Origin of the sequence: Micromonospora sp. LH3U1 (genome assembly GCF_028475105.1) — a bacterium.
In the GTDB taxonomy this organism is placed as follows: Bacteria; Actinomycetota; Actinomycetes; order Mycobacteriales; family Micromonosporaceae; genus Micromonospora.
Genome location: NZ_CP116936.1, coordinates 5,852,595 through 5,879,522, shown reverse-complemented (window position 1 = coordinate 5,879,522; position 26,928 = coordinate 5,852,595). Strand labels below are relative to the sequence as shown.

General features: G+C 70.2%; 18 protein-coding genes and 1 pseudogene. 9 read left to right on the top strand and 10 right to left on the bottom strand.

Annotation, left to right across the window (positions count from 1 at the left end; translation table 11 throughout):
- Positions 1-278 precede the first annotated feature (278 nt).
- Together ccrA and mce are read right to left on the bottom strand one after the other, a co-directional pair.
- Positions 279-1,634: a crotonyl-CoA carboxylase/reductase gene (gene ccrA, locus PCA76_RS26910; protein ID WP_272619653.1), complete on the bottom strand. Its 1,356-nt coding sequence runs from the start codon at positions 1,632-1,634 to the stop codon at positions 279-281.
- A gap of 381 nt (positions 1,635-2,015) precedes the next feature.
- Positions 2,016-2,489: a methylmalonyl-CoA epimerase gene (gene mce, locus PCA76_RS26905; RefSeq protein ID WP_272613241.1), complete on the bottom strand. Its 474-nt coding sequence runs from the start codon at positions 2,487-2,489 to the stop codon at positions 2,016-2,018.
- A 61-nt stretch (positions 2,490-2,550) separates the two neighbouring features.
- On the opposite strand from mce, the gene PCA76_RS26900 reads away from it, so the two are divergent.
- The 7 genes and pseudogenes from PCA76_RS26900 to PCA76_RS26870 form a co-directional block, all read left to right on the top strand.
- On the top strand, positions 2,551-3,750 hold the full coding sequence (locus tag PCA76_RS26900) for an acetyl-CoA C-acetyltransferase (RefSeq protein WP_272613240.1): 1,200 nt from the start codon (positions 2,551-2,553) through the stop codon (positions 3,748-3,750).
- Between the two features lie 55 nt (positions 3,751-3,805).
- On the top strand, positions 3,806-4,810 hold the full coding sequence (gene meaB, locus PCA76_RS26895) for a methylmalonyl Co-A mutase-associated GTPase MeaB (RefSeq protein ID WP_272613239.1): 1,005 nt from the start codon (positions 3,806-3,808) through the stop codon (positions 4,808-4,810).
- 154 nt (positions 4,811-4,964) lie between these two features.
- The gene (locus PCA76_RS26890; RefSeq protein ID WP_272613238.1) at positions 4,965-5,375 is read left to right on the top strand and encodes an Asp23/Gls24 family envelope stress response protein; all 411 of its coding nucleotides are present in this window, start codon (positions 4,965-4,967) and stop codon (positions 5,373-5,375) included.
- 196 nt (positions 5,376-5,571) lie between these two features.
- Positions 5,572-5,829 carry a hypothetical protein gene (locus PCA76_RS26885; protein WP_272613237.1) on the top strand — a complete coding sequence of 86 codons (258 nt, stop codon included), beginning with the start codon at positions 5,572-5,574 and terminating at the stop codon, positions 5,827-5,829.
- 289 nt (positions 5,830-6,118) lie between these two features.
- Positions 6,119-7,807: an acyl-CoA mutase large subunit family protein gene (locus PCA76_RS26880; protein WP_272613236.1), complete on the top strand. Its 1,689-nt coding sequence runs from the start codon at positions 6,119-6,121 to the stop codon at positions 7,805-7,807.
- A 246-nt stretch (positions 7,808-8,053) separates the two neighbouring features.
- The gene (locus tag PCA76_RS26875) at positions 8,054-8,977 is read left to right on the top strand and encodes a tetratricopeptide repeat protein (protein ID WP_272613235.1); all 924 of its coding nucleotides are present in this window, start codon (positions 8,054-8,056) and stop codon (positions 8,975-8,977) included.
- A 66-nt stretch (positions 8,978-9,043) separates the two neighbouring features.
- Positions 9,044-10,010, top strand: a pseudogene (locus PCA76_RS26870) (arginase family protein); the annotation flags it as partial.
- A 788-nt stretch (positions 10,011-10,798) separates the two neighbouring features.
- On the opposite strand, the gene PCA76_RS26865 reads toward PCA76_RS26870, so the two are convergent.
- Positions 10,799-12,763 carry a penicillin-binding transpeptidase domain-containing protein gene (locus PCA76_RS26865; RefSeq protein WP_272613234.1) on the bottom strand — a complete coding sequence of 655 codons (1,965 nt, stop codon included), beginning with the start codon at positions 12,761-12,763 and terminating at the stop codon, positions 10,799-10,801.
- Positions 12,764-13,051: 288 nt separating this feature from the next.
- Here PCA76_RS26865 and PCA76_RS26860 point away from each other — a divergent pair, with 288 nt between their 5' ends.
- Positions 13,052-18,133 (top strand): NAD-glutamate dehydrogenase, encoded by a 5,082-nt coding sequence (locus PCA76_RS26860; protein WP_272613233.1) that lies wholly within the window; start codon positions 13,052-13,054, stop codon positions 18,131-18,133.
- 72 nt (positions 18,134-18,205) lie between these two features.
- On the opposite strand, the gene PCA76_RS26855 is transcribed toward PCA76_RS26860, so the two are convergent.
- Both PCA76_RS26855 and PCA76_RS26850 read right to left on the bottom strand, forming a co-directional pair.
- A complete protein-coding gene (locus PCA76_RS26855) occupies positions 18,206-18,907 on the bottom strand; it encodes a class F sortase (RefSeq protein ID WP_272613232.1) in 702 nt (233 codons plus the stop codon).
- A gap of 1 nt (position 18,908) precedes the next feature.
- Positions 18,909-20,168 carry a hypothetical protein gene (locus tag PCA76_RS26850; RefSeq protein ID WP_272613231.1) on the bottom strand — a complete coding sequence of 420 codons (1,260 nt, stop codon included), beginning with the start codon at positions 20,166-20,168 and terminating at the stop codon, positions 18,909-18,911.
- Between the two features lie 616 nt (positions 20,169-20,784).
- Between PCA76_RS26850 and PCA76_RS26845 the strand changes: the two genes are divergently transcribed.
- Complete coding sequence (locus tag PCA76_RS26845; protein ID WP_272613229.1) at positions 20,785-22,569, top strand: glycoside hydrolase family 6 protein; 1,785 nt, start codon at positions 20,785-20,787, stop codon at positions 22,567-22,569.
- A gap of 118 nt (positions 22,570-22,687) precedes the next feature.
- Here PCA76_RS26845 and PCA76_RS26840 read toward each other — a convergent pair whose 3' ends face one another.
- The 5 genes from PCA76_RS26840 to PCA76_RS26820 all read right to left on the bottom strand — a co-directional run bounded on the left by PCA76_RS26840 (position 22,688) and on the right by PCA76_RS26820 (position 26,892).
- Positions 22,688-23,074, bottom strand: a complete 387-nt coding sequence (locus tag PCA76_RS26840; protein WP_272613227.1) for a hypothetical protein — start codon at positions 23,072-23,074, stop codon at positions 22,688-22,690.
- An 83-nt stretch (positions 23,075-23,157) separates the two neighbouring features.
- Entirely contained in the window at positions 23,158-23,466 is a 309-nt protein-coding gene (locus PCA76_RS26835; RefSeq protein ID WP_272613226.1) for a hypothetical protein, read from the bottom strand.
- A gap of 15 nt (positions 23,467-23,481) precedes the next feature.
- A complete protein-coding gene (locus tag PCA76_RS26830; RefSeq protein WP_272613225.1) occupies positions 23,482-25,143 on the bottom strand; it encodes a sodium:solute symporter family protein in 1,662 nt (553 codons plus the stop codon).
- Between the two features lie 159 nt (positions 25,144-25,302).
- Positions 25,303-26,286 (bottom strand): hypothetical protein, encoded by a 984-nt coding sequence (locus tag PCA76_RS26825; protein WP_272613223.1) that lies wholly within the window; start codon positions 26,284-26,286, stop codon positions 25,303-25,305.
- A gap of 12 nt (positions 26,287-26,298) precedes the next feature.
- Complete coding sequence (locus PCA76_RS26820) at positions 26,299-26,892, bottom strand: hypothetical protein (RefSeq protein ID WP_272613221.1); 594 nt, start codon at positions 26,890-26,892, stop codon at positions 26,299-26,301.
- Positions 26,893-26,928: the final 36 nt, after the last annotated feature.

The following is a 26,928-nucleotide window of genomic DNA, read 5'->3' as shown; positions in this document are numbered from 1 at the left end:
GGTCCCGGGCAGGTCGGACGCCACGGAGCGTGACGCGGAAAAGGGCCCCGGGGGGTTACCCCGAGGCCCTTTGTTCGATCCGTGCGGGTTTCCGCTAATGGGGCGGAAGAACAATGGCCGATCACCGCATTGGCCATCCAGCGTTCAACCGTCCGTCCGGTGGTGCCGGTCAGTGCCCCGGAACCGGCAGTGCCGGTGCGCCCCCGGAACCGGCGGTGCCGGTCAGTGCCTCTGGAACCGGCGGTGCCGGTCAGTGCCTCTGGAACCGGCGGTGCCGGTCAGTGCCCCCGGAACCGGTTGATCGCGTCCTCGTGCCGGGCCCGGAACTCCCCGTCGCGTACGCCCAGCCCGTCGGTGGGTGCGAGGCAGCGCACCCCGACCTTGCCCTGGTGGGCGTTGCGGTGCACCTCGTACGCCGCCTGGCCGGTCTGCTCCAACGGGTACGTGCGGGACACCGTCGGGTGCACCTTGCCGAGCGCGACCAGCCGGTTGGCCTGCCACGCCTCGTGGTAGTTGGCGAAGTGGCTGCCGACGATCCGCTTGAGGTGCATCCACAGGTAGCGGTTGTCGTACTGGTGCAAGAAGCCGCTCGTGGATGCGCAGGTGACGATGGTCCCACCGCGCCGGGCCACGTAGACGCTGGCACCGAACGTCTCCCGACCCGGGTGCTCGAAGACGATGTCCGGGTCCTCGCCGCCGGTCAACTCACGGATCCGCTCGCCGAAGCGCCGCCACTCGTCCGTGTCCTGGGTCTCCTCGTCCTTCCAGAAGCGGAAGCCCTCCGCCGCCCGGTCGATGACCAGCTCAGCGCCCATCTTGCGGCACAACTCGGCCTTCTCCGGCGACGAGACGACGCAGACCGGGATCGCGCCGCCGTTGAGCGCCATCTGGGTGGCGTACCCGCCGAGGCCACCGGAGGCGCCCCAGATCAACACCACGTCGCCCTGCTTCATGTTGGCCCCGTGGTGCGAGACGAGCTGCCGGTACGCGGTGGAGTTGACCAGCCCGGGGCTGGCGGCCTCCTCCCAGCTCAGGTGCCGCGGCTTGGGCATCAGCTGGTTGGCCTTGACGATGGCCAGCTCGGCGAGCCCGCCGAAGTTGGTCTCGAAGCCCCAGATCCGCTGCTGCGGGTCGAGCATGGTGTCGTCGTGCCCCGCCGCGTCCTCCAACTCGACGGAGAGGCAGTGCGCGACCACCTCGTCGCCGGGTGCCCACCGGGTCACCCCGGGGCCGGTGCGCAGCACCACGCCGGCCGCGTCCGAGCCGACCACGTGGTACGGCAAATCGTGCCGGCGGGTCAGCTCGGAGATCCGGCCGTAGCGCTGGAGGAACTTGAAGGTGGGCAGCGGTTCGAAGATGCTGGTCCACACCGTGTTGTAGTTGATGGCGCTGGCCATCACTGCGACCAGGGCTTCGCCCGGCCCGAGTTCCGGCGTCGGCACCTCCTGCACGTGCAGCGCCTTGCGGGGGTCCTTGTCCCGGGTGGCCATGCCGTCGAACATCCGGGCCTCTTCGGCGCGGACCACCACACCCCGGTAGCTCTCTGGTACGGGCAGCCTGGCGACGCTGGCGAGCTCGCGGTCTGGATCGTTCGATTCCTCCGCCGCCATGATCGCTTCGAGGATGTCCTGCACGGTGACCTCCGGTTCGTCCGCACCCGCACGGGCCTGGGTGCTGCCATCGTCGGCGCCGGTGGGCACGACCGCCATGTCGGCATTCGACACATCCGGCACCGGTCGCGCTCCTGTGGGGCCGGACGTTACTGAACGGTAGCTAGGCCGGGAAGTCCTCTGTGAAAAACTGCATCGGCCGATGCGTGAAGGTGTCCGGCCGCCCCGCCAACCGCGCACTGACGTGCGCGCAAACGGACTTCACGGGGGTACGGGTGCCAACAACTTCAGGGATGTAGGTGCCTCCGCCGCGCCTGAGGCCACTACATCCCTGAAGTTGTGCGGATCTTGACGTCGGGGCCCGGCGCGGGTCCGCCCGAGGTCGGGGCGAGCGCGCTCGGGCGGTCAGTGGGAGGCGGCGGGCTCGACGAGTTCGACGAGGACGCCGCCAGCGTCCTTCGGGTGCACGAAGTTGATTCGCGAGTCCGCGGTGCCACGTCGCGGTGCGTCGAAGAGCAGCCGCATCCCCCGCGCGCGCAGCGCCGCGCAGGCCGCGTCGATGTCCACCACGGTGTACGCGACCTGCTGCACGCCCGGCCCGTTACGGTCCAGGAACTTGGCGATCGTCGACTCCGGGGTGAGCGGGGCGAGCAGCTGCACACAGCCGCCCTCGGTGGTCGGCCCGACAGAGAGCATCGCTTCCCGGACGCCCTGCTCGGCGTTGGTCTCGATGTGTACGCAGCGCATCCCGAACGTTCGCTGGTAGAAGTCGATCGCGGCGTCCAGGTCGGCCACGGCGATCCCGACGTGGTCAATCTTGCGGAGCCCGATGTCTGTGACGTAGTCCGCACCGGGCTCGACGGGGGAGTTCTCAGCCATGGCGCTAGTCTGACCGAACAATCGTTAAGGCGTACAGCTCGGCACCCCTTCGGAGGCAGGCATGGCTTCGGTGATCGTCAGCGGCGCGCGGACCCCGATGGGCCGGCTGCTGGGCAACCTCAAGGACCTCCCGGCCACGAAGCTCGGCGGGATCGCCATCAAGGCGGCGCTGGAGCGTGCCGGCGTCAGCCCGGACCAGGTCCAATACGTGATCATGGGACAGGTGCTGCAGGCCGGCACCGGTCAGATCCCGGCGCGGCAGGCCGCGGTCGAGGCCGGCGTGCCGATGTCCGTGCCGGCGCTGACCATCAACAAGGTCTGCCTCTCCGGCCTGGACGCCATCGCCCTGGCCGACCAGCTGATCCGTGCCGGCGAGTTCGACATCGTGGTGGCCGGTGGCATGGAGTCGATGACCAACGCCCCGCACCTGCTGATGGGCCAGCGCACCGGCTACAAGTACGGCGACGTGGTGGTCAAGGACCACATGGCGCACGACGGGCTCAGCGACGCGTGGGACTGCTGCTCGATGGGCGAGTCGACCGAGCGGCTCGGCACCAAGCACGGCATCTCCCGCACCGAGCAGGATGCCTTCGCCGCGGCCAGCCACCAGCGGGCCGCCGCGGCGCAGAAGAACGGCCACTTCGCCGAGGAGATCGCCCCGGTGGTGATCCCGCAGCGCAAGGGTGACCCGCTGGTGATCAGCGAGGACGAGGGCATCCGCCCGGACACCACCGTCGAGTCGCTGGCCAAGCTGCGCCCCGCCTTCGCCAAGGACGGCACCATCACCGCCGGCAGCTCGTCGCCGATCTCCGACGGCGCCGCCGCGGTGCTCGTCATGAGCAAGGCCAAGGCCAAGGAGCTGGGGCTGACCTGGCTCGCAGAGATCGGTGCGCACGGCAACGTGGCGGGCCCGGACAACTCCCTGCACTCGCAGCCGTCGAACGCGATCAACCACGCCCTGAAGAAGGGCGGCCTGAGCGTCGCGGACCTGGACCTCATCGAGATCAACGAGGCGTTCGCGCAGGTCGGTGTGCAGTCCACCCGTGACCTCGGCATCAGCCCGGACAAGGTCAACGTCAACGGCGGCGCGATCGCGCTGGGGCACCCGATCGGCATGTCCGGCGCGCGTCTCGTACTCACCCTCGCCCTGGAGCTGAAGCGGCGCGGCGGCGGCACCGGCGCGGCGGCGCTCTGCGGCGGCGGTGGCCAGGGCGACGCGCTGATCATCCACGTTCCGGGCAAGGCTGAGAACAACCAGTGAGCGCGAGGAGTGAGCCGATCTTGCGAGCCCCGCAGTCGCGAACAGAGACGGCGCAGTGAGCGAAGCGGCTGAGCACGTCCCGGCAGCGGGCACCACGTCGGTGCGCCGCAGTCGGGACGTACCGCTGCTGGTCGAACGTGCCCGCACGGGCGACCCCCGCGCGGTGGCCCGACTGATCACGTTGGTGGAGAACGGCGACGCGTTGCTGCCGGCAATCGCCGCCGCGCTGGCACCGTACGCCGGGCAGGCGCAGGTCGTGGGGCTGACCGGTTCGCCCGGGGTGGGTAAGTCGACCACCACGAACGAGCTGGTCCGCGCGCTGCGGGCGCGTGGGCACCGGGTCGGCGTGCTGGCGGTCGACCCGTCCAGTCCGTTCACCGGCGGGGCGATCCTCGGCGACCGGGTGCGGATGCAGGACCACGCCACCGATCCGGGCGTCTACATCCGGTCCATGTCCAGCCGGGGGCACCTCGGCGGGCTGGCGGCGGCGACGCCGCAGGCGGTCCGGGTGCTTGAGGGCGCCGGCTGCGACGTAGTGCTGGTGGAGACGGTCGGCGTCGGGCAGGCCGAGGTGGAGGTCGCCTCGCTGGCCGACACCACGCTGGTGCTGCTCGCCCCCGGCATGGGCGACGCGATCCAGGCGGTCAAGGCCGGCATCCTGGAGATCGCCGACGTGTTCGTGGTCAACAAGGCCGACCGGGACGGCGTCGACGCCACGGTCCGTGACATCCAGGGCATGATCGCCCTCGGTGAGCGCGGCCCGGGGCAGTGGCGACCGCAGGTGGTCCGCGCGGTCGCCTCGCGGGGCGAGGGCATCGACGACATCGCCGCGGCGATCGACAAGCACCGGGGCTGGCTGGTCGAGCACGGCGAGCTACGCCGCCGCCAGGAGGCGCGGGCCGCCGCCGAGGTCGAGGCGATCGCGCTCGGCGTGCTCCGCGCCCGGATCGGTTCACTGCGCGACGGTACGCAGTTGTCCACACTCGCCGCCCAGGTGGCCGAGGGCGCGAATGACCCGTACACGGCAGCGAACGAGTTGCTCGCCCAGCTAGCCCGCTGACCCCCGCCGCGCCGATCTAGGGCTGGTTGTCGTGAGTTGATCTCCACGAACGACGATAGTCCCTAGATCGACGAGGCGGTAAGCTCGCGGATGCGCGAGGTCGCTTCGCGTGCGGCCGGAGGCCGGCAGTCGTTGGTGAGGGCGGGAGCGGGACGTGGACCACGAGGCGACGCAGGAGCTGACCACGGCGTCGGCGGCGGCCGGCGGGACGACGCAGGTCTCCGACGAGGTGATCGAGAAGATCGCCGTCGCGGCGGCCCGCGCGGTGCCTGGTGTGGCCGAGTTGGGCGGGGACGTGGCCCGGTTCTTCAACTCGGTGCTCGACCGGGTCGGGCTGGATCAGGTGGGCGACGCCCGGCGTGGCTGCTCGGCCCACGTGACCGGGGACGCCGCCGTGGTCAACCTGGTGTTGGTGATCCAGGCCGGTCAGCCGGTGCCGGAGATCACCGGCCAGGTGCGGGCCCGGGTGACCGAGGCGGTCGAGGCGTACGGGCTGCGGGTCGACGAGGTCAACATCCGGGTCGACGACGTGGCGATGGACGCGCCCGCAGCTCCGACGGCCTGACCCACGACAGGTCGGACTGGCTAGATGCCGGCCGAAGAAGCTTGTCGGGCGTGACGGTGGGCTCCATGCTGCGGTGAGGGCGGCGAAGACAGCGTCGGCCGTAGAGGTAGCCGCCCAGCGTGCGTGTCCCGGTGGGTGCCCCTATGCTCCTGGCGTCAAGATCCTTAATGGACGATCTCACCAGGATGGAGTAAAGATGGCGAAGAGTTCGCGTCATCCCCGCCGCCGCACCCTCATCGCTGCTGCCGCCTTGGCCGGCGGCTTGGTGCTGGGCACCGCCTCGCCCGCTCTTGCGGACTACAACAGCCCGATGTACCCGACGATGGCGGCGTGCAAGGCGGCGCGGCCGACGTACGTGTCGTCGTGGACGTCGCCCCAGCAGTGCTGGCCGATGTACAACTACAACGGCACCGTGGTGGTTGGTTACATGTTCCTCGTGAAGACCCGCTACTGAGATCGGTCTCCTGACCTCGGCTGGCGGTGGGCCGCCGGTGGCAATCGTGCGGGGATGACATACGTCCGTCCGTCGTGGCACCGGAGACGCCTCATTCCGGTGCGACGGTGGCAACGGCCACCGTCGCACCGGCACCTGGCGGGAGTTGGACTCTGGTCGGGCCCACGTACTCGGCCTGCCGGCCGACCTGGAATTCACGTTACCCACGGGTACGACGTGACTTAGCGATCGTTCAGGTGGGGGCCTTACACTCGACGTGCAGTCGAGGACCCGAGGAGGAGCCCTGCTCATGGACGCCGACGAGATCGACGCCGGACGGGCGCGCTGGCAGGCCCGGTACGACGCCGCGCGCAAACGGGACGCGGACTTCACCACGCTTTCCGGGATGCCGGTGGAGCCGGTCTACGGGCCGCCGGAGGGCAGCGCGTACCCGGGCTTTGAACGGATCGGCTGGCCGGGCGAATACCCGTACACCCGGGGTCTGTATCCGACCGGCTACCGCGGGCGGACCTGGACGATCCGTCAGTTCGCCGGCTTCGGTAACGCCCAGCAGACCAACGAGCGTTACAAGATGATCCTCGGCGCCGGCGGCGGTGGCCTCTCGGTCGCGTTCGACATGCCGACGCTGATGGGCCGCGACTCCGACGACCCGCAGGCGCTCGGCGAGGTCGGCCACTGCGGCGTCGCCATCGACACCGCCACCGACATGCAGGCGCTCTTCGACGGCATCGACCTGGCCGGCGTCACCACCTCGATGACCATCTCCGGCCCGGCCGTGCCGGTGTTCTGCATGTACCTGGTCGCCGCCGAGCGGCAGGGCGCCGACCTGTCCAAGCTGGACGGCACGCTGCAGACCGACATCTTCAAGGAGTACATCGCGCAGAAGGAGTGGCTCTTCGACCCGGAGCCGCACCTGCGCCTGATCGGCGACCTGATGGAATACTGCGCCCGGGAGATCCCGCGCTACAAGCCGCTGTCGGTCTCCGGCTACCACATCCGCGAGGCCGGCTCGACCGCCGCACAGGAGTTGGCGTACACGCTGGCCGACGGTTTCGGCTACGTGGAGCTGGGCCTTTCGCGAGGCATGGACGTGAACGTCTTCGCGCCGGGGCTGAGCTTCTTCTTCGACTCGCACCTCGACTTCTTCGAGGAGATCGCCAAGTTCCGCGCCGCCCGCCGGATCTGGGCCCGCTGGCTGCGCGACGTCTACGGCGCGACCAGCGAGAAGGCCCTCTGGCTGCGGTTCCACACGCAGACCGCCGGAGTGTCGCTGACCGCGCAGCAGCCGGTCAACAACGTCGTACGGACCGCCGTCGAGGCACTGGCGGCGGTGCTCGGTGGGACCAACTCGTTGCACACCAACGCGCTGGACGAGACCCTGGCGCTGCCCACCGACGAGTCCGCCGAGATCGCCCTGCGTACCCAGCAGGTGCTGATGGAGGAGACGGGCGTGGTCAACGTGGCCGACCCGCTCGGCGGCTCCTGGTACGTCGAGGCGCTGACCGACAAGATCGAAGCCGAGGCGGAGGAGATCTTCGCCCGGATCCGGCAGCTCGGCGGGGACGGGCCGCACCAGATCGGTCCGATGACCTCGGGCATCCTGCGTGGCATCGAGGACGGCTGGTTCACCGGGCACATCGCCGAGTCGGCCTTCGTCTACCAGCAGGCCCTCGAAAAGGGCGACAAGAAGATCGTCGGGGTCAACTGCCACGCCGGCACGGTCGCCAAGGAACTGGAGATCCTGCGCATCTCGCACGAGGTGGAGCTGGAGCAGCGCCGGGTGCTCGCCGAGCGCAAGGGTGCCCGGGACGAGTCGGCGGTCCGCGCGGCGGTGACCCGGATGGTCGACGCCAGCCGTACCGACGAGAACATGATCCCCGCCATGCTGGACGCGGTCCGCGCCGAAGCGACCCTGGGCGAGATCTGCGACGCGCTCCGCGCCGAATGGGGCACCTACCGCGAACCCGCCCGCTTCTAACCCACCCCACCCCACCCCACCCCACCCCACCCCACCCCACCCCCGCGATCTTGCATTTGCTGTCCCGGCAAACGGTGTGAATGCCGCTTTCTGGCGGCAGAAAGTGCAAGATCGCGTGGGTGGGCCGGGGTCTGGGGTGGGGCTCGGGGCGGGTTTGGGGGTGGGGCGGGATGGCGGGGTGAGAGTTGCAACGTCGGGGTTGCGGGTGAGCAGAGATCGGGGGCTCACGTGCGAGACTAGGTAACCATGAGCGACCCACGGATCACCTCGTCGATCTTCACCCGCGGCGCGGTCGACCTCAGCACGCTGCGTGGCCCCGCACCAGCCAGTACCCGCCCCGGCACGCCCCCGCAGGGCGGCCCGTCCAACGGCACCCCCGGCGCGTCAACCGCCGGCGGTGACACCGCCATCGTCGACGTCACCGAAGCGACAATCCAGTCCGAGGTGCTCGATCGGTCGATGGCCACACCCGTCGTCGTGTTCTTCGGCGCGGCCGGCTTCCCGGAGAGCGACGAGTTCGCCCCGGTCCTGGAGCGGCTGAACGCCGAGGGCGGCGGCACCTGGGTGCTGGCACGGGTCGACGTGCAGGAAAACCCGCGAATCGCCCAGATGTTCCGGGTCCAGGGCATCCCCATGGTCTACGCGGTCGTTGGCGGTCAGCCGGTCGATGCCTTCTCCGGAGTGGTGCCCGAGGCGCAGCTGCGGCAGTGGCTCCAGGCCGTGCTCAAGGCCGGCGGAGTGGCCGTGGCCGAGCCGGAGGACCCCCGCCTCGACGAGGCGGACGACGCCCTGATGAGCGGCGATCTGGACGCCGCCGAGCAGGCGTACCGGAAGATCCTGGCCGACGCACCGGCGGACGCCGCGGCCACGGCGGGGCTGGCCCAGGTCGGGGTGGCCCGCCGGGTGGCCGGCGCCGACCCTGCCACCGCGCTGGCCGCTGCCGAGAGCGCCCCCGACGACGTGGCCGCCCAGCTGCTGGCCGCCGACATCGAGGTGCTCAGCGGCCTGGCCGAGCAGGCGTACGCCCGGCTCGTCGGTCTGGTCCGGCGCACCGCCGGAGAGGACCGCGAGACGGTCCGTCAGCACCTGGTCTCGCTCTTCTCCATCGCAGGCCCGGACGATCCGGCGGTCGCCTCGGCACGCCGGGCACTGGCCAGCGCCCTGTTCTGAGTTCGTAGCACGCCAGCGCGGGCCGGCGTTCCGGCCGGCCCGCCCGACCACCGAGGACGGGAGCTCATGATGCGCCGGATCGCCGTCCTCGACGCGCCGACAAATCTCGGTCTGCGGCCGCCGACGTCCACGTCGGTCCCCGGTTGCGCCAAGGCGCCCGGCGCGCTGCGCGACCATGACCTGCTGGCCCGGCTGCGCGCCCGCGACGCCGGCTGCGTCACCCCGGCCCGGTACGACCCGGGCGACTGGCGACCCGGCGACGGGGTGTGCCACGCCCGGGAGATCGCCGACTACTCGCTGGCCCTCGCCGAACGGATCGGCTCGATCATCGACCGGGGCGAGTTCCCGGTGGTGCTGGGCGGCGACTGCTCCGTGCTGCTCGGCTCAGCGCTGGCCATGCACCGTCTCGGTGAGGCCGTCGGCGGGCGGATCGGGCTGGTCTTCGTCGACGGGCACTCCGACTTCCGGCACCCCGGCAACGCCTCCTACGTCGGCGCGGCCGCCGGTGAGGACCTGGCCCTCGTCACCGGGCGCGGGCAGGCCGACCTGGCCGCGTTGGAGGGGCGCCGGCCCTACTTCCGCGACATCGACGTGGTGGTGCTCGGCATTCGTGCACAGGACGAGTACCGGCTCGATCTCCAGGCCGCCGGGATCACCACCCGACCGGTGCCGGCGCTGCGTGCCGAAGGCGCCGCCCGGACGGCACAGTGGGCTCACGAGCAGCTCGCCGACTGCGCGGGATACTGGGTGCACATCGACGTGGACGTGCTCGACCCCGCGGTGATGCCCGCCGTGGACGCCCCCGACCCGGGCGGGATCGCCTTCGCCGAGCTGGAGATCCTGCTCGCCGGCCTGGTCGACACCCCGCACTGCCTCGGCGTGGAGCTGACCGTCTTCGACCCCGACTACGACCCGGACGGCTCGTACGCGGCCGAGATCGTCAACACCGTGGTCGCCGGCCTCGCCCCGGTCACCGCCCCGGAAGCGGTGCCGCCCCGGCTGCTGTCAGCCCGGACGACCCCTGGCCCGCGGCGCGGTAACGGCCGGAACACGGCCGCCAGCGAGCGACTCAACGGCCCGCGCACCGCGCCCAGCGACAAGTCTGAGTACGCCGCCCCGGACTTCTCCGTCGATGCCGGTTCGACGGCCGACGACGAGCCGTCCGACGTGCGTGCGGGAGAGCCGTCCGACGTGCGTGCGGGAGAGCCGTCTGGTGTGCGGGCGGTGGAGCTGACCAGCGTGCGTGCGGGAGAGCCGTCTGCCGTGCGTGCGGCTGGGCCGTCTGGCGTGCGTCCGGCCGAGCTGTCGGGCGAAGGCGCGGAGGAGCCCTCCGGCGTGCGTCCGGGCGGGCTCTCCGGAGTGCGTGCGGCCGAGCGCGCCGGTGCCGACGTTGCGGGCCGGCTGCCCCTCGGTGGCCTGGCCCCGGCGGAGTCGGACCCGCTCGGCATCCTCGGCCCGAGCCACTCCGGGTCGGCCGGCGTCCCGGGTGCGGCCGAGCGGGAGCCGGTCGGCCCACCCGCGTCGGCAGGCCCAGGCATGCTGCGGCGCCCGTCGCCGCCCGTTCCGGACGCCGCCGACCACCCCAACGCCGACACGGCCTGATCCACCCGCCCGGCCACGCGGCTACCGCGGCTGCGTCCGTGCGGCCTCACGCCGCTGGGGCCGCCCGGCCATAGGCCGTCCCACCCGCGCGGGGGCATGATCGTCACGGCTTTGGTGTTATCGGGGTATCCGGTTGGCGGGATACCCCGATTTCATTGAGCCGGAGTGGATCAACGCGTGAGCGGTAGGCGGGGTCAGGCGCTTGAGTGGCACTGGTGGTCAGGGGGTGGGGAGGGCGCGGAGGAAGCGCTCGGCGATCGGGACGGCTGAGGCCGTGCTGGCGCCGCCCTTCTCCACGAAGACGGCGAACGCCACGTCGCCCCGCCAACCGACGAACCAGGCGTGGGTGTTCGCCGGGTTGTCGTCGTACTCGGCGGTGCCGGTCTTGCCGTAGACCTCGCCGGGCACGTCCTTGAGCGCGCTGCCGGTGCCGGTGGTGACCACCTCGCGCATCATCGCGCGCAGCGCAGCGACCGATTCTGGCTTGAGCTGCTCACCCGCCGGGGCTGGCTTGGCCGGCGCCGGGTCGATCAGCAGCTTCGGCTGCTCGAAGTGGCCACGGGCGACGGCGGCGGTGGCACCGGCCATGGCCAGCGGGCTGACCAGCGTGGTGCCCTGCCCGAACGAGGCCGCTGCCTGCTCGGCCAGGCTGCCGCCCGTCGACACCTTGCCGGTGAAGGCGTCCGTGCCGAGGTCCCACTGACCCTCCAGGCCCAACGAGCGGCCCGCGGCGGCCAACCCGTCGCCGTCGAGCTTCGGTGCCAGCGAGGCGAACGCGGTGTTGCAGGACTTGGCGAAGTCCGTGCGGAACGGCACCGAGCCGAGCTCGAAGTTGTCCGAGTTCTTGAAGGACCGACCGTCCACGGTGAAGGTCTTCTTGCAGTCCACCGGCCCGTCCAGAGTGACCGCGCCGCGGTCCAGGAGGCCCAGTGTGCTGACCATCTTGAACGTGGAGCCCGGCGGCACCTGGGCGTTGAAGGCCAGATTTTCCCCGACCGGTCCGGGGCCGTTGGCGGCGGCGAGCACCGCGCCATCGCTGATCCGAAGCGCCACCAGCGCGGATCGGCGCGACTCGGCGCGTAGCGCACCGTCGGCCGCGTTCTGGACGGCGACGTCCAGCGTGGTCTTCAGCGCCTGCCCGGGCTGCGGCTCCCGGCGGAACAACTCGGTGCCGGTGGATTCCAGCTTGCCGCCCTCGGCGGGACGCTCGACCACCACGGTCAGCCCGGGGCCGCCGCGCAGTTGCTCGTCGTAGCGGCCCTGCAGCCCGCCGTGCCCGACCAGGTCGCCGACGACGTACCGGTCGGGGTGCGCGGTCAGGTCGTCGGCCTGTGCCGGGTCGACCGTGCCGAGCACCGCCCGGGCGAACTCCCGGGTCGGCGCCAGGTCGACCTTGTCGGAGACGAACTTGGTGCCGGGCAGGTCGTAGATCCGGGGCTTGATCTGCAGGTATGCCTCTTCGCGGAGCGACACCACCTCGACGAAGGCGCCCGGGTCGGCCTTGGCCACCCGCTCGGGCAGGTCGGCCAGGTCGACGGCGGGGACCAGCGCCGGGCGGATCGCCTTGAACGCCGCGTCGAGGTCCTTGACCAGCTTCTTGAGATCGGCGACAGCGTTGGGCTGCACGCCCACCCGGACCACCGGGCGGGGGGTCACGATCGGGTTCCCAGCGGCGTCCAGCACCCCGGCCCGGGTGCTGGCGTCGCGGCGCAGCGCCAACCGGTCGCCCGTGGTGAGCTGCTCGTGCAGCACCCTGGGCTCCCAGATCACCTGCCACTGGTCGCCGTCGCCCTGGGCGAGACGTACCTGCCGGTCGTACGCCCAACGGGTCTGACCGGGCAGGTTCCACTCCACCTGGACGGTCGCGGTCGCGATGTCCGCCTCGACCTTCGGCTCGCCGCGACGCGTCAGCGTGGGCGGGGTGGCCGCCAGCTCACCGGAGAGTTCCTTGATCTCGCGAGTCACCTCGGCCGCCGGCAGCTTGGTGCCGGTCGGGTTGATCAGGCCGACCGCCTGGAGATCGCCGCTGCGCCAACCGCTGAGGAAGGCGTCGACGGTGCGCTGCGGCCCGTCGTCTCCCGAGCAGCCGGCCAGAACGCCGGCCGTCAGCAGCGCCGTGCTGAGGGCCGCGACCAGCCGGCGTGCGGGATTCGGCCGGTGGGGCCGGGGGTACGACAGGGGCATGGAGCTGGTCCTTCCGATCTCAGGCTGCCTCCGCACGGTAGTACGCGAACGATGTCCGCAGCGTCCCGCAGCGGGGCGGCCGCGCCTAAAGACAGGCCGCACCCGTGTGATGAACATCGCGTGGCGGGTATCCCGGAGCCGGCCAACCTCGGACCCGCAACGGGTGAAAGGACAAAGTCCCGATCCGGACGTCTGGTCAGTGGTCCGCCGACGAAGGCGCAGAGCGGCAGGGCCTAGGCTGGGCGGCAGAGTGACCCACAACGCGGTGGGTCGAGGGGAGTGGCACCGATGGACCGGCGTCCGGCGATCAAACCGGAACCCGACCTCCGGCAGGATGACTCCGGCCGGGATGACGACAGCTTCGATTCGGCGACCGACGGGGACGGCTACGGCCGGCTCGACACGGGCGTCACCGGGCTGACGGGGTCGAGCATCGACACCCTCTACGATCTGGGCCTGCCCGCTGAGGCGTTGGCCGACGACGTGGAGGACGCCGAGCTCGACGAACCAGTTCCCAACGCGGAGCGCCTGGTGGCCCAGGCTGTCGCGCTCGCCGGGGACGACCATGACGCGGCGACACTTGTCGGCCGTTTCTGGCGGTTCGCCCCGGACGAGGAGCTGGTCGGCTTCACGGCGGAAGAAATGCTCGACGCGGCCCGGGCGCACCGGGACCTCGCCCAGCAGCGGGTGCCTGGCGAGTTGAAGCTGCGGATCCACGAACCGCACGCGGACCAGCATCACACCGTCGTCGAGATCGTCACGGACGACATGCCATTCCTGGTCGATTCGGTGACCGCGCTGCTCAATTCGTACCACCTGGATGTGCACCTGCTGGTGCACCCGCTCGTGGTGGTCCGGCGTGAGCCGTTGGGCCGGCTCACCGAGGTCTCCGCGGACGTGGAGCCGGACGACGCGATCGCCGGTGACATCATCGAGAGCTGGATGCGGGTCGAGATCGACCCGGTCCGGGACGCGGCTGAGCGGGACCGGCTGCGCCGCGAGTTGCAGCGGGTGCTCACCGATGTGCGGGAGGCGGTGGAGGACTGGCCGAAGATGCGTCAGCGTGCCCTCGCGCTCGCCGACGAGCTGGCCTCGGCCCGCACCTCCGACAACCGCCCACCGGTGCCGGAGAAGGACATCACGGACTCGGTGGAACTGCTGCGCTGGCTCGCGCACGACCACTTCACCTTCCTCGGCTACCGCGAGTACCGGTTGGTGGACGTCCCCGGCGGTGACGCCACCGACCCCGTCGACGGCAAGGCGTTGGAGGCGGTGCTCGGCACCGGTCTGGGCATCCTGCGCTCCGATTCGCCGGAGGCGCGGTCGCTGGCGTCAATGACGCCCGAGGCGCATGAGAAGGTGCTGGAAAAGCGCCTTCTCATCATCACCAAGGCCAACTCGCGGGCAACCGTGCACCGCTCGGCATACCTGGACTACATCGGCTTCAAGGTCTTCAACTCCGACGGCGAGGTGATCGGCGAGCGGCGCTTCCTGGGCCTGTTCTCCACGGCCGCCTACCGGACCAGCGTCCGCGAGCTGCCGGTGGTACGCCGCAAGGTGGCCGAGGTGCTGGACCGCTCCGGTCTGAGTCAGCGCAGCCACTCCGGCAAGGATCTGATCCAGATCCTGGAGACCTACCCGCGCGACGAGCTGTTCCAGATCAAGACCGACGACCTGTACCACGCGGTCATCGGTGTGCTGCGGATGGCCGGCCGCCGGCAGCTGCGGGTGTTCCTGCGTCGGGACGCGTACGGACGGTTCATCTCCTGCCTGATCTATCTGCCCCGGGACCGGTTCACCACGCAGAACCGGCTACGGATGCAGGACATCCTGCTGCGTGAGCTGAACGGTGTCGGGGTGGATTACACCACCCGGGTCACCGAGTCGATGCTGGCTCGGGTGCACTTCATCGTCCGTACCGACCCGACCCGGCCGCCCGGCGACATCGACGCCGACCTGTTGGCCGAGGAGTTGGCCGACGCGACCCGGCTCTGGGACGACGACTACCGGCTGGTGCTGGAGCGCAAGCTCGGCGACGAGCAGGCCAAGCACCTGTTCACCCGGTACGCCGACGCGTTTCCGGAGGGCTACAAGGACGGGCACACGCCGTACGAGGCGATGAAGGACCTGGCGAAGCTGGAGCTGCTGGAGGAGCCCGGCCAGCTGGAAATGCACCTGTTCCGCAAGCAGCTCGCGCCCCGACCCGGCACCCGGGTTCCCGGTGCGGACCTGGCCGAGGCCATGGACGTCCGGTTCAAGGTCTACCGGTACGGCGAACCGATGATGCTCTCCGCCGTGCTGCCGGTGCTGCACTCACTCGGCGTACGGGTCGTCGACGAGCACCCGTACGAGGTGGACCGGATCGACGGTCGGGTCTACCTGTACGACTTCGGCCTCATGCTGCCCGAGGGGCACCACGAGCTGTCCGAGGTGCGCCCGCACGTGGAGAACGCGTTCGCGGCGGCCTGGCGCGGTGAGGCCGAGGTGGACCGGTTCAACGAGCTGGTGTTGCGGGGCGGGCTGACCTGGCGGCAGGTGGTGGTGCTGCGGGCGTACGCGAAGTATCTGCGGCAGGCTGGCACGGTCTTCTCACAGGACTACATGGAGCAGACCTTCATCGCCTACCCGAAGATCGCCGCGCTGTTGGTGGAGCTGTTCGAGACCCGGTTCGCGCCGGGCGGGCTCAGTGCCGAGCAACGTCAGCAGCGCAGTGGTGAGCTGGTGGAGACGATCCGGGGTGCGCTGGACGACGTGGCGAGCCTCGACCAGGATCGGATCCTGCGCTCGTACCTGACGCTGATCGAAGCGACCCTGCGGACGAGCTTCTACCAGAGGCGCGCCAACGGGCGGCCGAAGGCGTACGTGGCGTTCAAGCTCGACCCACAGACCATCCCGGACCTGCCGGCGCCGCGACCGAAGTTCGAGATCTTCGTCTACTCGCCCCGGTTCGAGGGTGTGCACCTGCGGTTCGGGCCGGTGGCCCGGGGCGGGTTGCGCTGGTCGGACCGTCGGGAGGACTTCCGCACCGAGGTGCTCGGCCTGGTCAAGGCGCAGATGGTGAAGAACACCGTGATCGTGCCGGTGGGCGCCAAGGGCGGCTTCGTGTTGAAGCAGAAGCCGGGCGACCGGGACGAGGCGGTCGCCTGCTACCAGGAGTTCGTCGGCGCGATGCTGGACGTCACCGACAACATCGTCAGCGGGCAGATCGTGCCGCCGGAGGATGTGGTCCGGCACGACGGCGACGACCCGTACCTGGTGGTGGCGGCGGACAAGGGCACGGCGACGTTCTCCGACATCGCCAACGAGATCTCCAAGGCCCACAACTTCTGGATGGGCGACGCGTTCGCCTCCGGCGGTTCGGCCGGCTACGACCACAAGAAGATGGGCATCACCGCCCGGGGCGCCTGGGAGTCGGTCAAGCGGCACTTCCGGGAGTTGGGCCTGGACACCCAGACCCAGGACTTCACGGTGGTCGGCGTCGGCGACATGTCCGGTGACGTGTTCGGCAATGGAATGCTGCTCTCCGAGCACATCCGGCTGGTGGCGGCCTTCGACCACCGGCACATCTTCCTCGACCCGGAGCCGGACGCGGCCACCTCGTACGCGGAGCGTCGGCGGTTGTTCGACCTGCCCCGGTCCTCGTGGGAGGACTACAACCCGGAGCTGATCTCGGCTGGCGGCGGCATCTTCCCGCGTACCGCGAAGTCCATCCCGATCACGCCGCAGGTCCGGGCGGCGATCGGCCTGGACGACGACGTCACGCAGCTCTCGCCGCAGGAGCTGATGAAGGCGATCGTCACCGCTCCGGTGGACCTGTTCTGGAACGGTGGCATCGGCACCTACGTCAAGGCGTCGACGCAGACCAACGCCGAGGTGGGCGACAAGTCCAACGACGCGATCCGGGTGGACGGGCGCAACCTGCGCTGCCGGGTGGCGGGCGAGGGCGGCAACCTGGGCTGGACCCAGCTCGGCCGGATCGAGTACGCGTTGACCGGTGGCCGGATCTTCTCCGACTTCATCGACAACGCGGCCGGGGTGGACACCTCCGACCACGAGGTGAACATCAAGATCCTGCTGAACACCGCCGTGGCCGACGGGGAGTTGACCACGGCCGACCGGGACGAGCTGCTGGCCGGGATGACCGATGAGGTCGCCGAGCTGGTGTTGCGGGACAACTACGACCAGGCTCGGGCGATCAACAACGCCCAGGCCCAGGCCGCCTCGCTGCTCCCGGTGCACCGGCGGATGATCAACGAGCTGGAGCGCTCGGGTGCGTTGGACCGGTCGCTGGAGGCGCTGCCGCCGGACGAGGAACTGGCGGTCCGCAACGAATCCGGCCTGACCGCGCCGGAGTTCGCGGTGCTGCTCGCGTACGTGAAGATCGTTCTGGAGCGGGAGATCCTCACCGAGGGTCTGGCCGACGAGGAGTGGACGACCGAGGTCCTGGTCAACTACTTCCCGACGCCGATGCGCGAGCGGTTCGCCGACCGGATGGGCCGGCACCGGCTGCGCCGGGACATCGTCACCACCGTGCTCGTCAACGAGGCGATCAACCGAGGTGGCATCTCGTTCATCTTCCGGGTGGTCGAAGAGACCGCGGCCAGCGCGGCGGACGTGATCCGGGCCTACGTGGTGGTCAGCGAGGTGTTCGGCCTGCGCGACCTGTGGGACGCGGTCGAGGCGCTGGACAACAAGGTTGCGCCGGAGCTGCAGACCAGCGTCTACCTGGACACCCGCCGGTTGCTCGACCGGGCGGTGCGGTGGCTGGTCTCCAACCGGCGCTCGCCGATCGACGTGCCGGCCGAGATTGCCCGGCTGCGCGACGGGGTCGCTCGGTTGCTGCCAGGGCTCGAGGAGCTGTTCTACGGCAACGAGCGGCAGGGCATCGTCGCGCACATGGACTCGATGACCGAGCGTGGGCTGCCCCGCGAGCTGGCGGAGCGGGCGACCCGGTTGATGTACAGCTTCGGCCTGATGGACGTGGTGGAGACGGCGAACAGCAGCGGACGGGACGTCGGCGAGGTGGCCTCGGTCTACTTCGTGCTGTCCGACCTGTTCCGGGTGGACTCGCTGCTGTCGAAGATCTCCCTGCTGCCGAGGGAGGACCGCTGGCAGACGCTGGCCCGGATGGCGCTGCGGTACGACCTGTACGCCGCGCTGGCCGCGCTCACCGCGGAGGTGCTCGACTCCACTCCGGACGACCTGCCGCCGCACGAGCGGGTGCAGCAGTGGGAGCAGTCGAACGCGACCTCGATCCACCGCGCCCGGCGGGCGATGGGGGAGTTCGACGAGTCGCGGGCGGATCTCGCCGCCCTGTCGGTGCTGCTGCGCCAGATCCGCACCCTGGTGCGGACCTCCGCAGCCGCCTGAGTCAGGTACGCCGGACGCGGTCCGGCCGATCGGGTCACCCCGACCGGCCGGGCCGCGTTCGTTCGTCGCGGGTCACGCCACCAGGGTGGCGAAGACGACCACGTTGTCCGGGTAGCTCTTGGCGGCCTTGTCGAACTGGCCGCCGCAGGTGACCACCCGCAGGCTGGGCCGGTCGCTGGGTCCGTACACCAACTCGGTGGGGAAGGCGGTCTTCGGGTACGACTTCACCGAGTCGACCTTGAAGGTGGCCGCCAGTCCGTCGGTCCGCCGCACAATGACGGTGTCGCCGGGGGTGAGAGCGCCGAGGTCGAAGAAGACGGCCGGGCCGAGCACCGCCGAATCCACGTGCCCGACGATCACCGCGTTGCCGGTCTCGCCGGGGCTCGCGCCGGGCTCGTACCAACCGGCCTGCTCGGCCTGTTCGAGCGGGGGAACCTGGACGGTGCCGTCCGGGTTGGTGCCCAACGACATGATCGTCGCGTCGACACCGATCCGGGGGATCTCGATGCTGGTCGGTGCCGAACGGGCCAGCCCGGCTGGCGGGTCCCCCTGGCCGACGGGCTGCCCGTCGATCGCCGGAGCGTCATTTGCGGTGGACCCCCCGGTGACCTCGGGACCGGCCTGGGCCAGCGGCTGCGGCGGTCGGGGAGCGGGCGTGGTCTTCAGGGCGGCGCCGATCATGCCGGCGCCAATCATGGCCATGGTGACGACGACGGCCGCGCCGGCGGCACGCCACGGTCTCCCGTGACGGCCGCCGGCCCGTGTCGTCGTCACGTCAGACGAGCGAACCATCGGTCCGCCGACGACGCATCAGCACGATCCCGCCCAGCGCGGCAGCGCCGAGCACGCTCGCCCCGCCGGTGGCCAGGCCACGGTCGGTGCCGGTGCTGGCGCCACCGTCACCACCGTCGACACCGCCGTGCGGCAGCACGACGAGCTCGCCCTCGCCGCACGAGCCCTTGAGCTCGTAGCGACCCGGCTTCGCGTCCTCGTCGACCTTGGCCTCGCCGTAGTAGACGAACTCGCGCTCCTTCTCCCAGCCCTTGTCGGAGCCGCGCTCGTCCTCGTCCTTGGACTCCCAGCTCTTGTCCGAGCCGTACTCGTCGGAGCCGTGGCCCTTGTTCTCCCAGCCCTTGTCCGAGCCGTACTCGTTCGAGCCCTCGTCCTTGGACTCCCGGCCCTTGTCCGAGCCGTACTCGTTCGAGCCTTCGTCCTTGGACTCCCAGCTCTTGTCCGAGCCGTACTCGTTCGAGCCTTCGTCCTTGGACTCCCAGCTCTTGTCCGAGCCGTACTCGTCGGAGCCGTGGCCCTTGTTCTCCCAGCCCTTGTCCGAGCCGTACTCGTTCGAGCCCTCGTCCTTGGACTCCCAGTCCTTCTTGCCTTCGTCCTTGGACTCCCAGTCCTTCTTGCCTTCGTCCTTGGAGTCCGAGTCCTTCTTGTCGCGGCTGTCTTCGGCGTCCTGGCTGTGCTCCTCGCCCTTCCAGTCCTTGCTGTCCTCGTCGCCATGGGCGTCGGCGGCAGCGCCGCCACCCTGGCCGCCGGGCTGGGCGGCGGGCGGCTGCGGCTTGTCCTTGCCGTCTTCGCCCTTGCCGTCTTCGCCCTTGCCGTGCTCGTCCTTGCCGTTCTCGTCCTTGCCCTCGTGGTCCTTGCCCTTGTCGTCCTTGCCGTGCTCGTCCTTGCCGTTCTCGTCCTTGCCCTTGTCGTCCTTGCCGTGCTCGTCCTTGCCGTTCTCGTCCTTGCCCTCGTGGCCCTTGGAGTCCTCCTCGCGCCACTCGCGGTCCTCGCCCCGGTCTTCGTCGGCCGGCTTGAGCTTGACCTTGCCGGTGACCTTGGACCACACGTACGCGTGCTCCTGCCGATCCGGGCAGATCTCGAGGAGCTTGACCTCGTCGCCGGCCTTGACGACGTGCGGCTTGGCGTAGACCTTGCCGTCGTTGTGGCCGTCGGCGAACGCGATCCCCGGCGCGAACACCAGAAGCGATGCGCCGCCGAGCGCAGCACCCGCAACGACTTTCCCGAGCATCTTCTTAGCCATGACCTGCGTCACTCCATCCCTGTTGTCCTGAGCCCGGCGACAACCGAGCTAAGACCGACGTTAGACCGTTTCACGACTTATGAAGTGAAAGATTCGCGTTTTAACCTTTGGGCCAAGTAAGAGATGAAGGGGTGCTACGCGGCTTTCCGCCGTGTCACACGTCGTCTCGGGCGCCGAACGTCTTTAGGCGCGGCCCACGGTGTTCGGTGCTCGCCGTTCCCCGCCTGCCTGGCTCATCCGGTAGCGGCGGTGCCGGTCTCGCACGTGCCGGTCGGGCGCGCTCGGGGGTATCGTCCGAAACGGGTTCGGGTTGGCCGTCCGCCCGCCAACGCATCGAGCCATTGCCATGGAAGCGCTCCCATGCGAGAATCGGCGCACGCGGTTCGGGAAGCCAAACCGCGCAGGCAGGGGAGTCGAGGGCACCGGTTCACCGGGCGACGTCCCGCCGCAGATCGACCGGTCGTTGCGCCGGTCATGCGCCACCACCACCAATGCCCGTCCGGGTCGGGCACCCCGAAGAATCCTGTTGGTGCCGGCGGCCGTCCGTGCAGGACGCCCACCGGGCCGTCTCGCCGGGCCGTATGCGAGCCCGGTCTCGCCCAAGGAGATCAGTGGCATGAATGTGTGGAGAAGGCTGTCCGGCCCACGCCGGGGCCTAGCGCTCGCCGGCGCGGGCGTCCTGGTCGCCAGCGGCATGGTGATGATCCCGGTTACCGCGGCGCAGGCCGCGACGCAGTGCGACGTCGCCTACACGACCAACGACTGGCCCGGCGGCTTCACCGGGAACGTCACCATCAAGAACCTCGGTGACCCGATCAACGGCTGGACGCTGAGCTGGACCTTCCCCAACTCCAGTCAGCGGGTGCAGCAGGGCTGGTCGGCCGAGTTCAGTCAGTCCGGCAGCCAGGTGACCGCGCGCAACCTGTCCTACAACGGCAACCTCGCCACCGGTGCGTCGACGAGCCTCGGCTTCAACGGCGCGTGGAGCGGCAGCAACCCCAAGCCGACGTCGTTCACCGTGAACGGCGTGGTCTGCAACGGCGGCAGCCCCACGACCCCGCCGCCCACGACCCCGCCGCCGACCACGCCCCCGCCGACCACGCCCCCGCCGACCACGCCTCCGCCCACCACCCCGCCGCCCGGCACCAAGGTCGACAACCCCTACGCCGGGGTGCGCGGGTACGTGAACCCGGAGTGGAAGGCCAAGGCGGACGCCGAGTCCGGCGGCAGTCGGGTCTCCAACAACCCCACCGCCGTCTGGCTGGACCGGATCGCCGCGATCAACGGCACGCCGGACAGCAGCTCCAACGGCGCCTTCGGGGTGCGTCAGCACCTGGACGAGGCGCTGCGTCAGGGCGCCGGGTACATCCAGTTCGTGATCTACAACCTGCCCGGCCGGGACTGCTCCGCGCTCGCCTCCAACGGTGAGCTGGGCCCGAACGAGCTGCCCCGGTACAAGGCCGAGTACATCGACCCGATCGCCGCGATCCAGGGTGAGTCGAAGTACAGCAGCCTGCGGATCATCAACGTCATCGAGATCGACTCGCTGCCGAACCTGATCACCAACACCTCCGGTCAGGCCGGTGGCACGGTCATGTGCGACACGGTCAAGGCCAACGGCGCGTACGTCAACGGTGTCGGCTACGCCCTCGCCAAGCTCGGTTCGATCGGCAACGTCTACAACTACATCGACGCCGGCCACCACGGCTGGCTCGGTTGGGACACCAACTTCGGCCCGACCGCCGACATCCTGAAGACCGCCGCGGTCGCCTCCGGCAGCACGGTCAACAACGTGCACGGGTTCATCGTCAACACGGCGAACTACTCGGCGCTGCGCGAGCCGTACTTCAAGGTCACCGACAACGTGAACGGCCAGACGGTGCGGCAGTCCAAGTGGGTCGACTGGAACTACTACGTCGACGAGCTGTCGTTTGCCCAGGCGTTCCGCGACAAGCTCGTCTCGATCGGCTTCAACTCCGGCATCGGCATGCTGATCGACACGTCCCGCAACGGCTGGGGTGGCTCCGCGCGGCCCACCGGACCGGGCGCGACGACCAGTGTCGACACGTATGTCAACGGGGGCCGCATCGACCGACGGGGCCACCTCGGCAACTGGTGCAACCAGTCCGGTGCCGGCCTCGGCGAGCGTCCCCGGGCCAACCCGGAGCCCGGCATCGACGCCTACGTCTGGGTGAAGCCGCCGGGTGAGTCCGACGGCTCCAGCAAGGAGATCCCGAACAACGAGGGCAAGGGCTTCGACCGGATGTGTGACCCGACGTACGGCGGCAACGCCCGCAACGGCAACAACCCGTCCGGAGCGCTGGCGAACGCGCCGATCTCCGGCGCGTGGTTCTCCGCCCAGTTCCAGGAGCTCATGCGCAACGCGTACCCGGCGCTCTGACCGGATCGCTTCCGCAACCACCCGCCGCCGGCGGTAGGTGAGGCACCGCCGGCGGCAGGTTCCCCCGGGTCCCCGGCCCGACCATCACGGTCGGGTCGGGGACCCCCCTCGTGCCCGGTCAGGGCACGGTGCGCTCGATCGCCGCCCGACCCTGCTCGGCCAGGTCGCGGCGGGCTTTGTCCAGGTTCTCCGGAGTGAGGTCCTGCCCGCGGGCCATCACCAGGTCCTCCGGCTCCCAGGGCTGCTCCGCCCCGGTGCGGATGTTGTCCCCGCCAGCGCCGGTGCCGGTGCCGGTCGCCCCGGTGCCGGCAGCGTAGGGGTCACCGATCAGCTCGTCGGTGCCCGGCGCGAGGTCGTCCGGCCGGCTGCGGGGCTCGGAGAAGGCCGGGGTGTCCCGGTCCGGGCCACCGCCGGTCCGCAGCTGCGGGACGCTGGCGTCATCATCCACCGCCGAGGCCACCTCCGGGCTGTCCTCCAACGGCGGTTGGCGATCGCGATCGGTCATGGTGCTGCCTCCTGGGTCCGACACGGTGCCTGATTTCCCTCGCGTACCCCCTGGTGCCGCGCTCATGCCGCACGGACCGGCCCTCAGGTGCCGGGCTGCTGCTCGTTGGGGGCCGGCGGTTCCGCCGGGCGCAGCCACTGCCAGAGCAGCATGAGCAGGCCGAAGACGAGCATCGCCAACCCCGCCCACAGGTTGATCCGTACACCCTCGGCCTTGTCGATCTCAGCCCGGCTGTCGAAGACGCCGATCAAGGTCACGATGATCCCGTACGCGACGAAGAGCCCGCCGATCACCCGGCGGATGTCGAACAGCCGGGCCGCGGCGGACCGCCGCTGCTCCGCCTGCGCCTCGTCGATCAGCGGATCCTGTGCCGGCTGGCTGTGGTTGTCCATCTGCCGACCCCTTTCCTAGAAGACCGGGATGTAGAAGAGGGCGGCCAGCACGACCGCGATCACACCGAGCAGCACGGGGGACCGGTACCAGACGGCGTCCCCAGCGAGCACGTCGCCCTTCACGTCGACGCCGCCCATCCCGTACACCAGCCCGCGCAGCTCCTCGTCGCGCTTGGGCGCGGTGAGCGGAGTGAGGATCACGGCGACGATCGCCACCGTGACGAACGCGATGCCGGCGCCCCAGAAGCTCTCCTCCAGGTCGGAGTTGAAGCCGATCACCCCGCCCTTGTAGAGCAGATACGTCACCAGCGACGCCAGGGTGCCCAACAGCAACGACCAGAAGCCGGCCAGGGCGCTCATCCGCTTCCAGAACATGCCGATGATGAACGTGGCGAACAGCGGCGCGTTGAACAGCGAGAAGAGCGCCTGGATGTAGTTCATGATGTTGCTGAACCCGGCCGCGATGAACGCGGTGCCGATCCCGACCACCACGGCGGCGACCGTCGCCCACCGGCCGATCCGGAGGTAGTACTCGTCCGACCGGCCGGGACGGATGTACGCCTGCCAGATGTCGTAGGTGAAGACGGCGTTGAAGCCGCTCACGTTGGCTGCCATGCCGGCCATGAACGAGGCGAGCAGGCCGGTGACCGCCACCCCGAGCACACCGTTGGGGAGCAGGTCGCGCATCAGCAGCGGGATCGCGTTGTTGTATTGCAGGTCGCCGCTCTCCGCGCCGAGACCCTTCACGGTGACGAGGGCCACCAGGCCGGGGATCACCGTGACCAGGGGGATGAACAGCTTCGGGTACGCGGCGATGATCGGCGTACGCCGGGCGGCGCTCATGTTCTTCGCCGAGAGGGCGCGCTGCACCTCGGCGAAGTTCGTCGTCCAGTAGCCGAACGAGAGTACGAAGCCGAGGCCGAAGACGATGCCGATCCACTGCGCGCCGAGGGGGTTTGCGGTGCTCGCGGTGTCCTGCCACGTGTGCAGCCCGGCCTCACCGAGCTTGGAGTCGCGCACCGCGTCCATCAGGCCGTTCACTCCGCCGACCTTGACCAGGCCGATCACGGTGACCGGGATGAGACCGGCCAGGATGACGAAGAACTGGAGCACCTCGTTGTAGATCGCCCCGGACAGACCACCGATGGTGATGTACGCCAGCACGATCGCCGCGCCGACCACGACCGCCGTCCAGAGCGGCCAGCCGAGCAGTGCCTGCATGACCAGGGCCAGCGCGTAGAGGTTCACCCCGGCGATCAGCACCTGGGCGACGGCGAAGCTGAGCGCGTTGAACAGGTGGGTGGGGCGGTTGAAGCGCAGCCGCAGGTACTCCGGCACGCTGCGGACCTTCGACCCGTAGTAGAAGGGCATCATCACGATGCCCAGGAAGACCATCGCCGGGACCGCGCCGATCCAGTAGTAGTGCAGCGTCATGGCACCGTACTGGGCCCCGTTCGCGGCCATCCCGATGATCTCCAACGCGCCCAGGTTCGCTGAGACGAAGGCGAGACCGGTCACCCAGGCCGGCAGGGAACGGCCGGAGAGGAAGAAGTCGACGCTGGTCCGGATCGCCCGACGCGCGGCGAAGCCGACCCCGAGGACGGTGACGAAGTACAGACCCAGGATGAGGTAGTCCAGGCCGTTCATGTTCAGGCGAAGACCGCCACCATCGTCCATCCCCGTCACCCTTCGTCCCGCTGACCCGTGGTGGAACGCGCGCGCCGTATTACCCCGTACGCACGGTTTCACTCCCGGTTGTCGAATCGGTCAGACACCACCGATCACCGACACCAAGACGCCCCGGCCGACTGGCCGGGGCGTCTTCGGGTGCGTCGCTCAGCGACCCAGTACGCGGTCCAGGAAGTCCCGGTAGCGGCGTACCGCCATCCGCAGTTCCTCGGTGTCCGCCGAGCCGGTGTCCTGCCATCCGCCCAGCGTGTTCTTCTGCGCGGCCAGGGCCGAGGCGAGCGCCTGGATCGCCTCTTCCACCAGCGACTGTGCCTCGCCGGCTGCGGCTTGCGGATCGTCCACGAAACGCAGCTGCACGTCCCGCCAACGGTCCTGGAATCCCTGCGCGGTGTCCGCGTCCAGGAGGGTGGCCGGCTCCGCCGCGACGGTCGACCCGGCGTCTCGGGACGTCCCGGCCGACTCCAGCGAGGTTGCCGTGCCGGCGGTGGTGACCGGCTCGCCGTCCGCGTCCGGATCGACCATGTCCGGTGTCGCGCTGCCGTAGCCAACCGTATCGACGTGGTCGTCGTCATCGACGTGGTCGTCGTCATCGACGTGGTCGTCGTCATCGACGTGGTCGTCGTCATCGACGTGGCCGTCGGCATCGACGTCCGTGTCGCGGCGGTGCAACTCGGCCGTGGGGTCGGCCCGCAGACCCACCCGCTCGCCGCCGTCGACACCGTCGTCCGGCTGGGCCGTCCGCTCGGCCCGGGGGTCCGGCTGGTCCTGCGGGTTGGGGCTGGCCAGCGCGGAGGCGGCTACCGCGTCGGCCACCGTGGTGGCGCCGAACACCGTCGGCAGTGGCCCCGGCTCGTTGAAACCGCCCTCGTCGGTGGACCGGTCGTCCCGCGGGTGGCGCGGATCGGAGTCGTCGGCCCGCTCGTCGTCAGCCGTGTCGTGCATGGCATCCGGTTCGGTGCGGTTCGTCCGCTCGGGGCCGTCGGTCTGGTCGTCGAAGGTGCCCCGCTCGTCGAGGGCGTCCTCGGGTACGTCCGAGCGGCCGGCCCGGTCGCCTGACGGCGGTACCGGGACGGGCGCGGACCGGACGGCCTCCGGGTGGTCGTTGCTCACCTGCTGCTCTTCCTGGCGCATTGATGGGCCTCCTCAGCGGCTCGTGGCGTCGTGGTCCGGGTGGTGGCGCTGTTCGGGCGTATGGTGACCGACCGGCTCCTCGCCGAGCAGGTCGGCGAAGAGCGCCCGGTAGTGCACGACCGCCTGCCGTAGCTCCTCGGTGCTGGCCTCGCCCCGGGAGTTGCGCAGGTGGATCTCGTGCGCGTCCCGGTAGTTGGTCAGCGTGCGGGCGTGCTCGACGGAGAGGTGGGCGATCTGGTCGGAGAAGTCCCCGGTCGGGTAACCCTGCTCCTCGATGAGCCGGGTGACCAGTTCGTCCGCGTCGCCCACGGTCTCGCCGGGCGAGTCGATGAAGCGGACCTGGAGTTCCTCCCAGGCGGCGCTGTAGCGGGCCCGGGACTCCGGGCTGAGTGGGGTGAGCGTGAGCTCGGCGTGCCGGCGTTCCCGGTCGCGCAGTTCGCGCTCCGCGGCGGACCGGCTGTCCTGCTCCGCCACCACCCGGTCGTACTCCGGCCCGAACCGGTTGCGCAGCGCGCGGCGGCGGCTGAGCGCGCGGGCGGCCAGGGCCAGCACCGCGACGATCACCAGCACGACGAGCACTATGACGATTACCTGCGTGGGCGACATGGGCTCCTCCTTCGTCACCTGGTATTCCCTCCGCGC

Coding starts and splice junctions, on each gene's coding strand:
- mce (WP_272613241.1), bottom strand. CDS start 2,489: ATGGCTGAGAACTCCCCCGTCGAGCCCGGTGCGGACTACGTCACAGAC.
- PCA76_RS26900 (WP_272613240.1), top strand. CDS start 2,551: ATGGCTTCGGTGATCGTCAGCGGCGCGCGGACCCCGATGGGCCGGCTG.
- PCA76_RS26885 (WP_272613237.1), top strand. CDS start 5,572: ATGGCGAAGAGTTCGCGTCATCCCCGCCGCCGCACCCTCATCGCTGCT.
- PCA76_RS26880 (WP_272613236.1), top strand. CDS start 6,119: ATGGACGCCGACGAGATCGACGCCGGACGGGCGCGCTGGCAGGCCCGG.
- PCA76_RS26875 (WP_272613235.1), top strand. CDS start 8,054: ATGAGCGACCCACGGATCACCTCGTCGATCTTCACCCGCGGCGCGGTC.
- PCA76_RS26865 (WP_272613234.1), bottom strand. CDS start 12,763: ATGCCCCTGTCGTACCCCCGGCCCCACCGGCCGAATCCCGCACGCCGG.
- PCA76_RS26860 (WP_272613233.1), top strand. CDS start 13,052: ATGGACCGGCGTCCGGCGATCAAACCGGAACCCGACCTCCGGCAGGAT.
- PCA76_RS26850 (WP_272613231.1), bottom strand. CDS start 20,168: ATGGCTAAGAAGATGCTCGGGAAAGTCGTTGCGGGTGCTGCGCTCGGC.
- PCA76_RS26845 (WP_272613229.1), top strand. CDS start 20,785: ATGAATGTGTGGAGAAGGCTGTCCGGCCCACGCCGGGGCCTAGCGCTC.
- PCA76_RS26840 (WP_272613227.1), bottom strand. CDS start 23,074: ATGACCGATCGCGATCGCCAACCGCCGTTGGAGGACAGCCCGGAGGTG.
- PCA76_RS26835 (WP_272613226.1), bottom strand. CDS start 23,466: ATGGACAACCACAGCCAGCCGGCACAGGATCCGCTGATCGACGAGGCG.
- PCA76_RS26830 (WP_272613225.1), bottom strand. CDS start 25,143: ATGGACGATGGTGGCGGTCTTCGCCTGAACATGAACGGCCTGGACTAC.
- PCA76_RS26825 (WP_272613223.1), bottom strand. CDS start 26,286: ATGCGCCAGGAAGAGCAGCAGGTGAGCAACGACCACCCGGAGGCCGTC.
- PCA76_RS26820 (WP_272613221.1), bottom strand. CDS start 26,892: ATGTCGCCCACGCAGGTAATCGTCATAGTGCTCGTCGTGCTGGTGATC.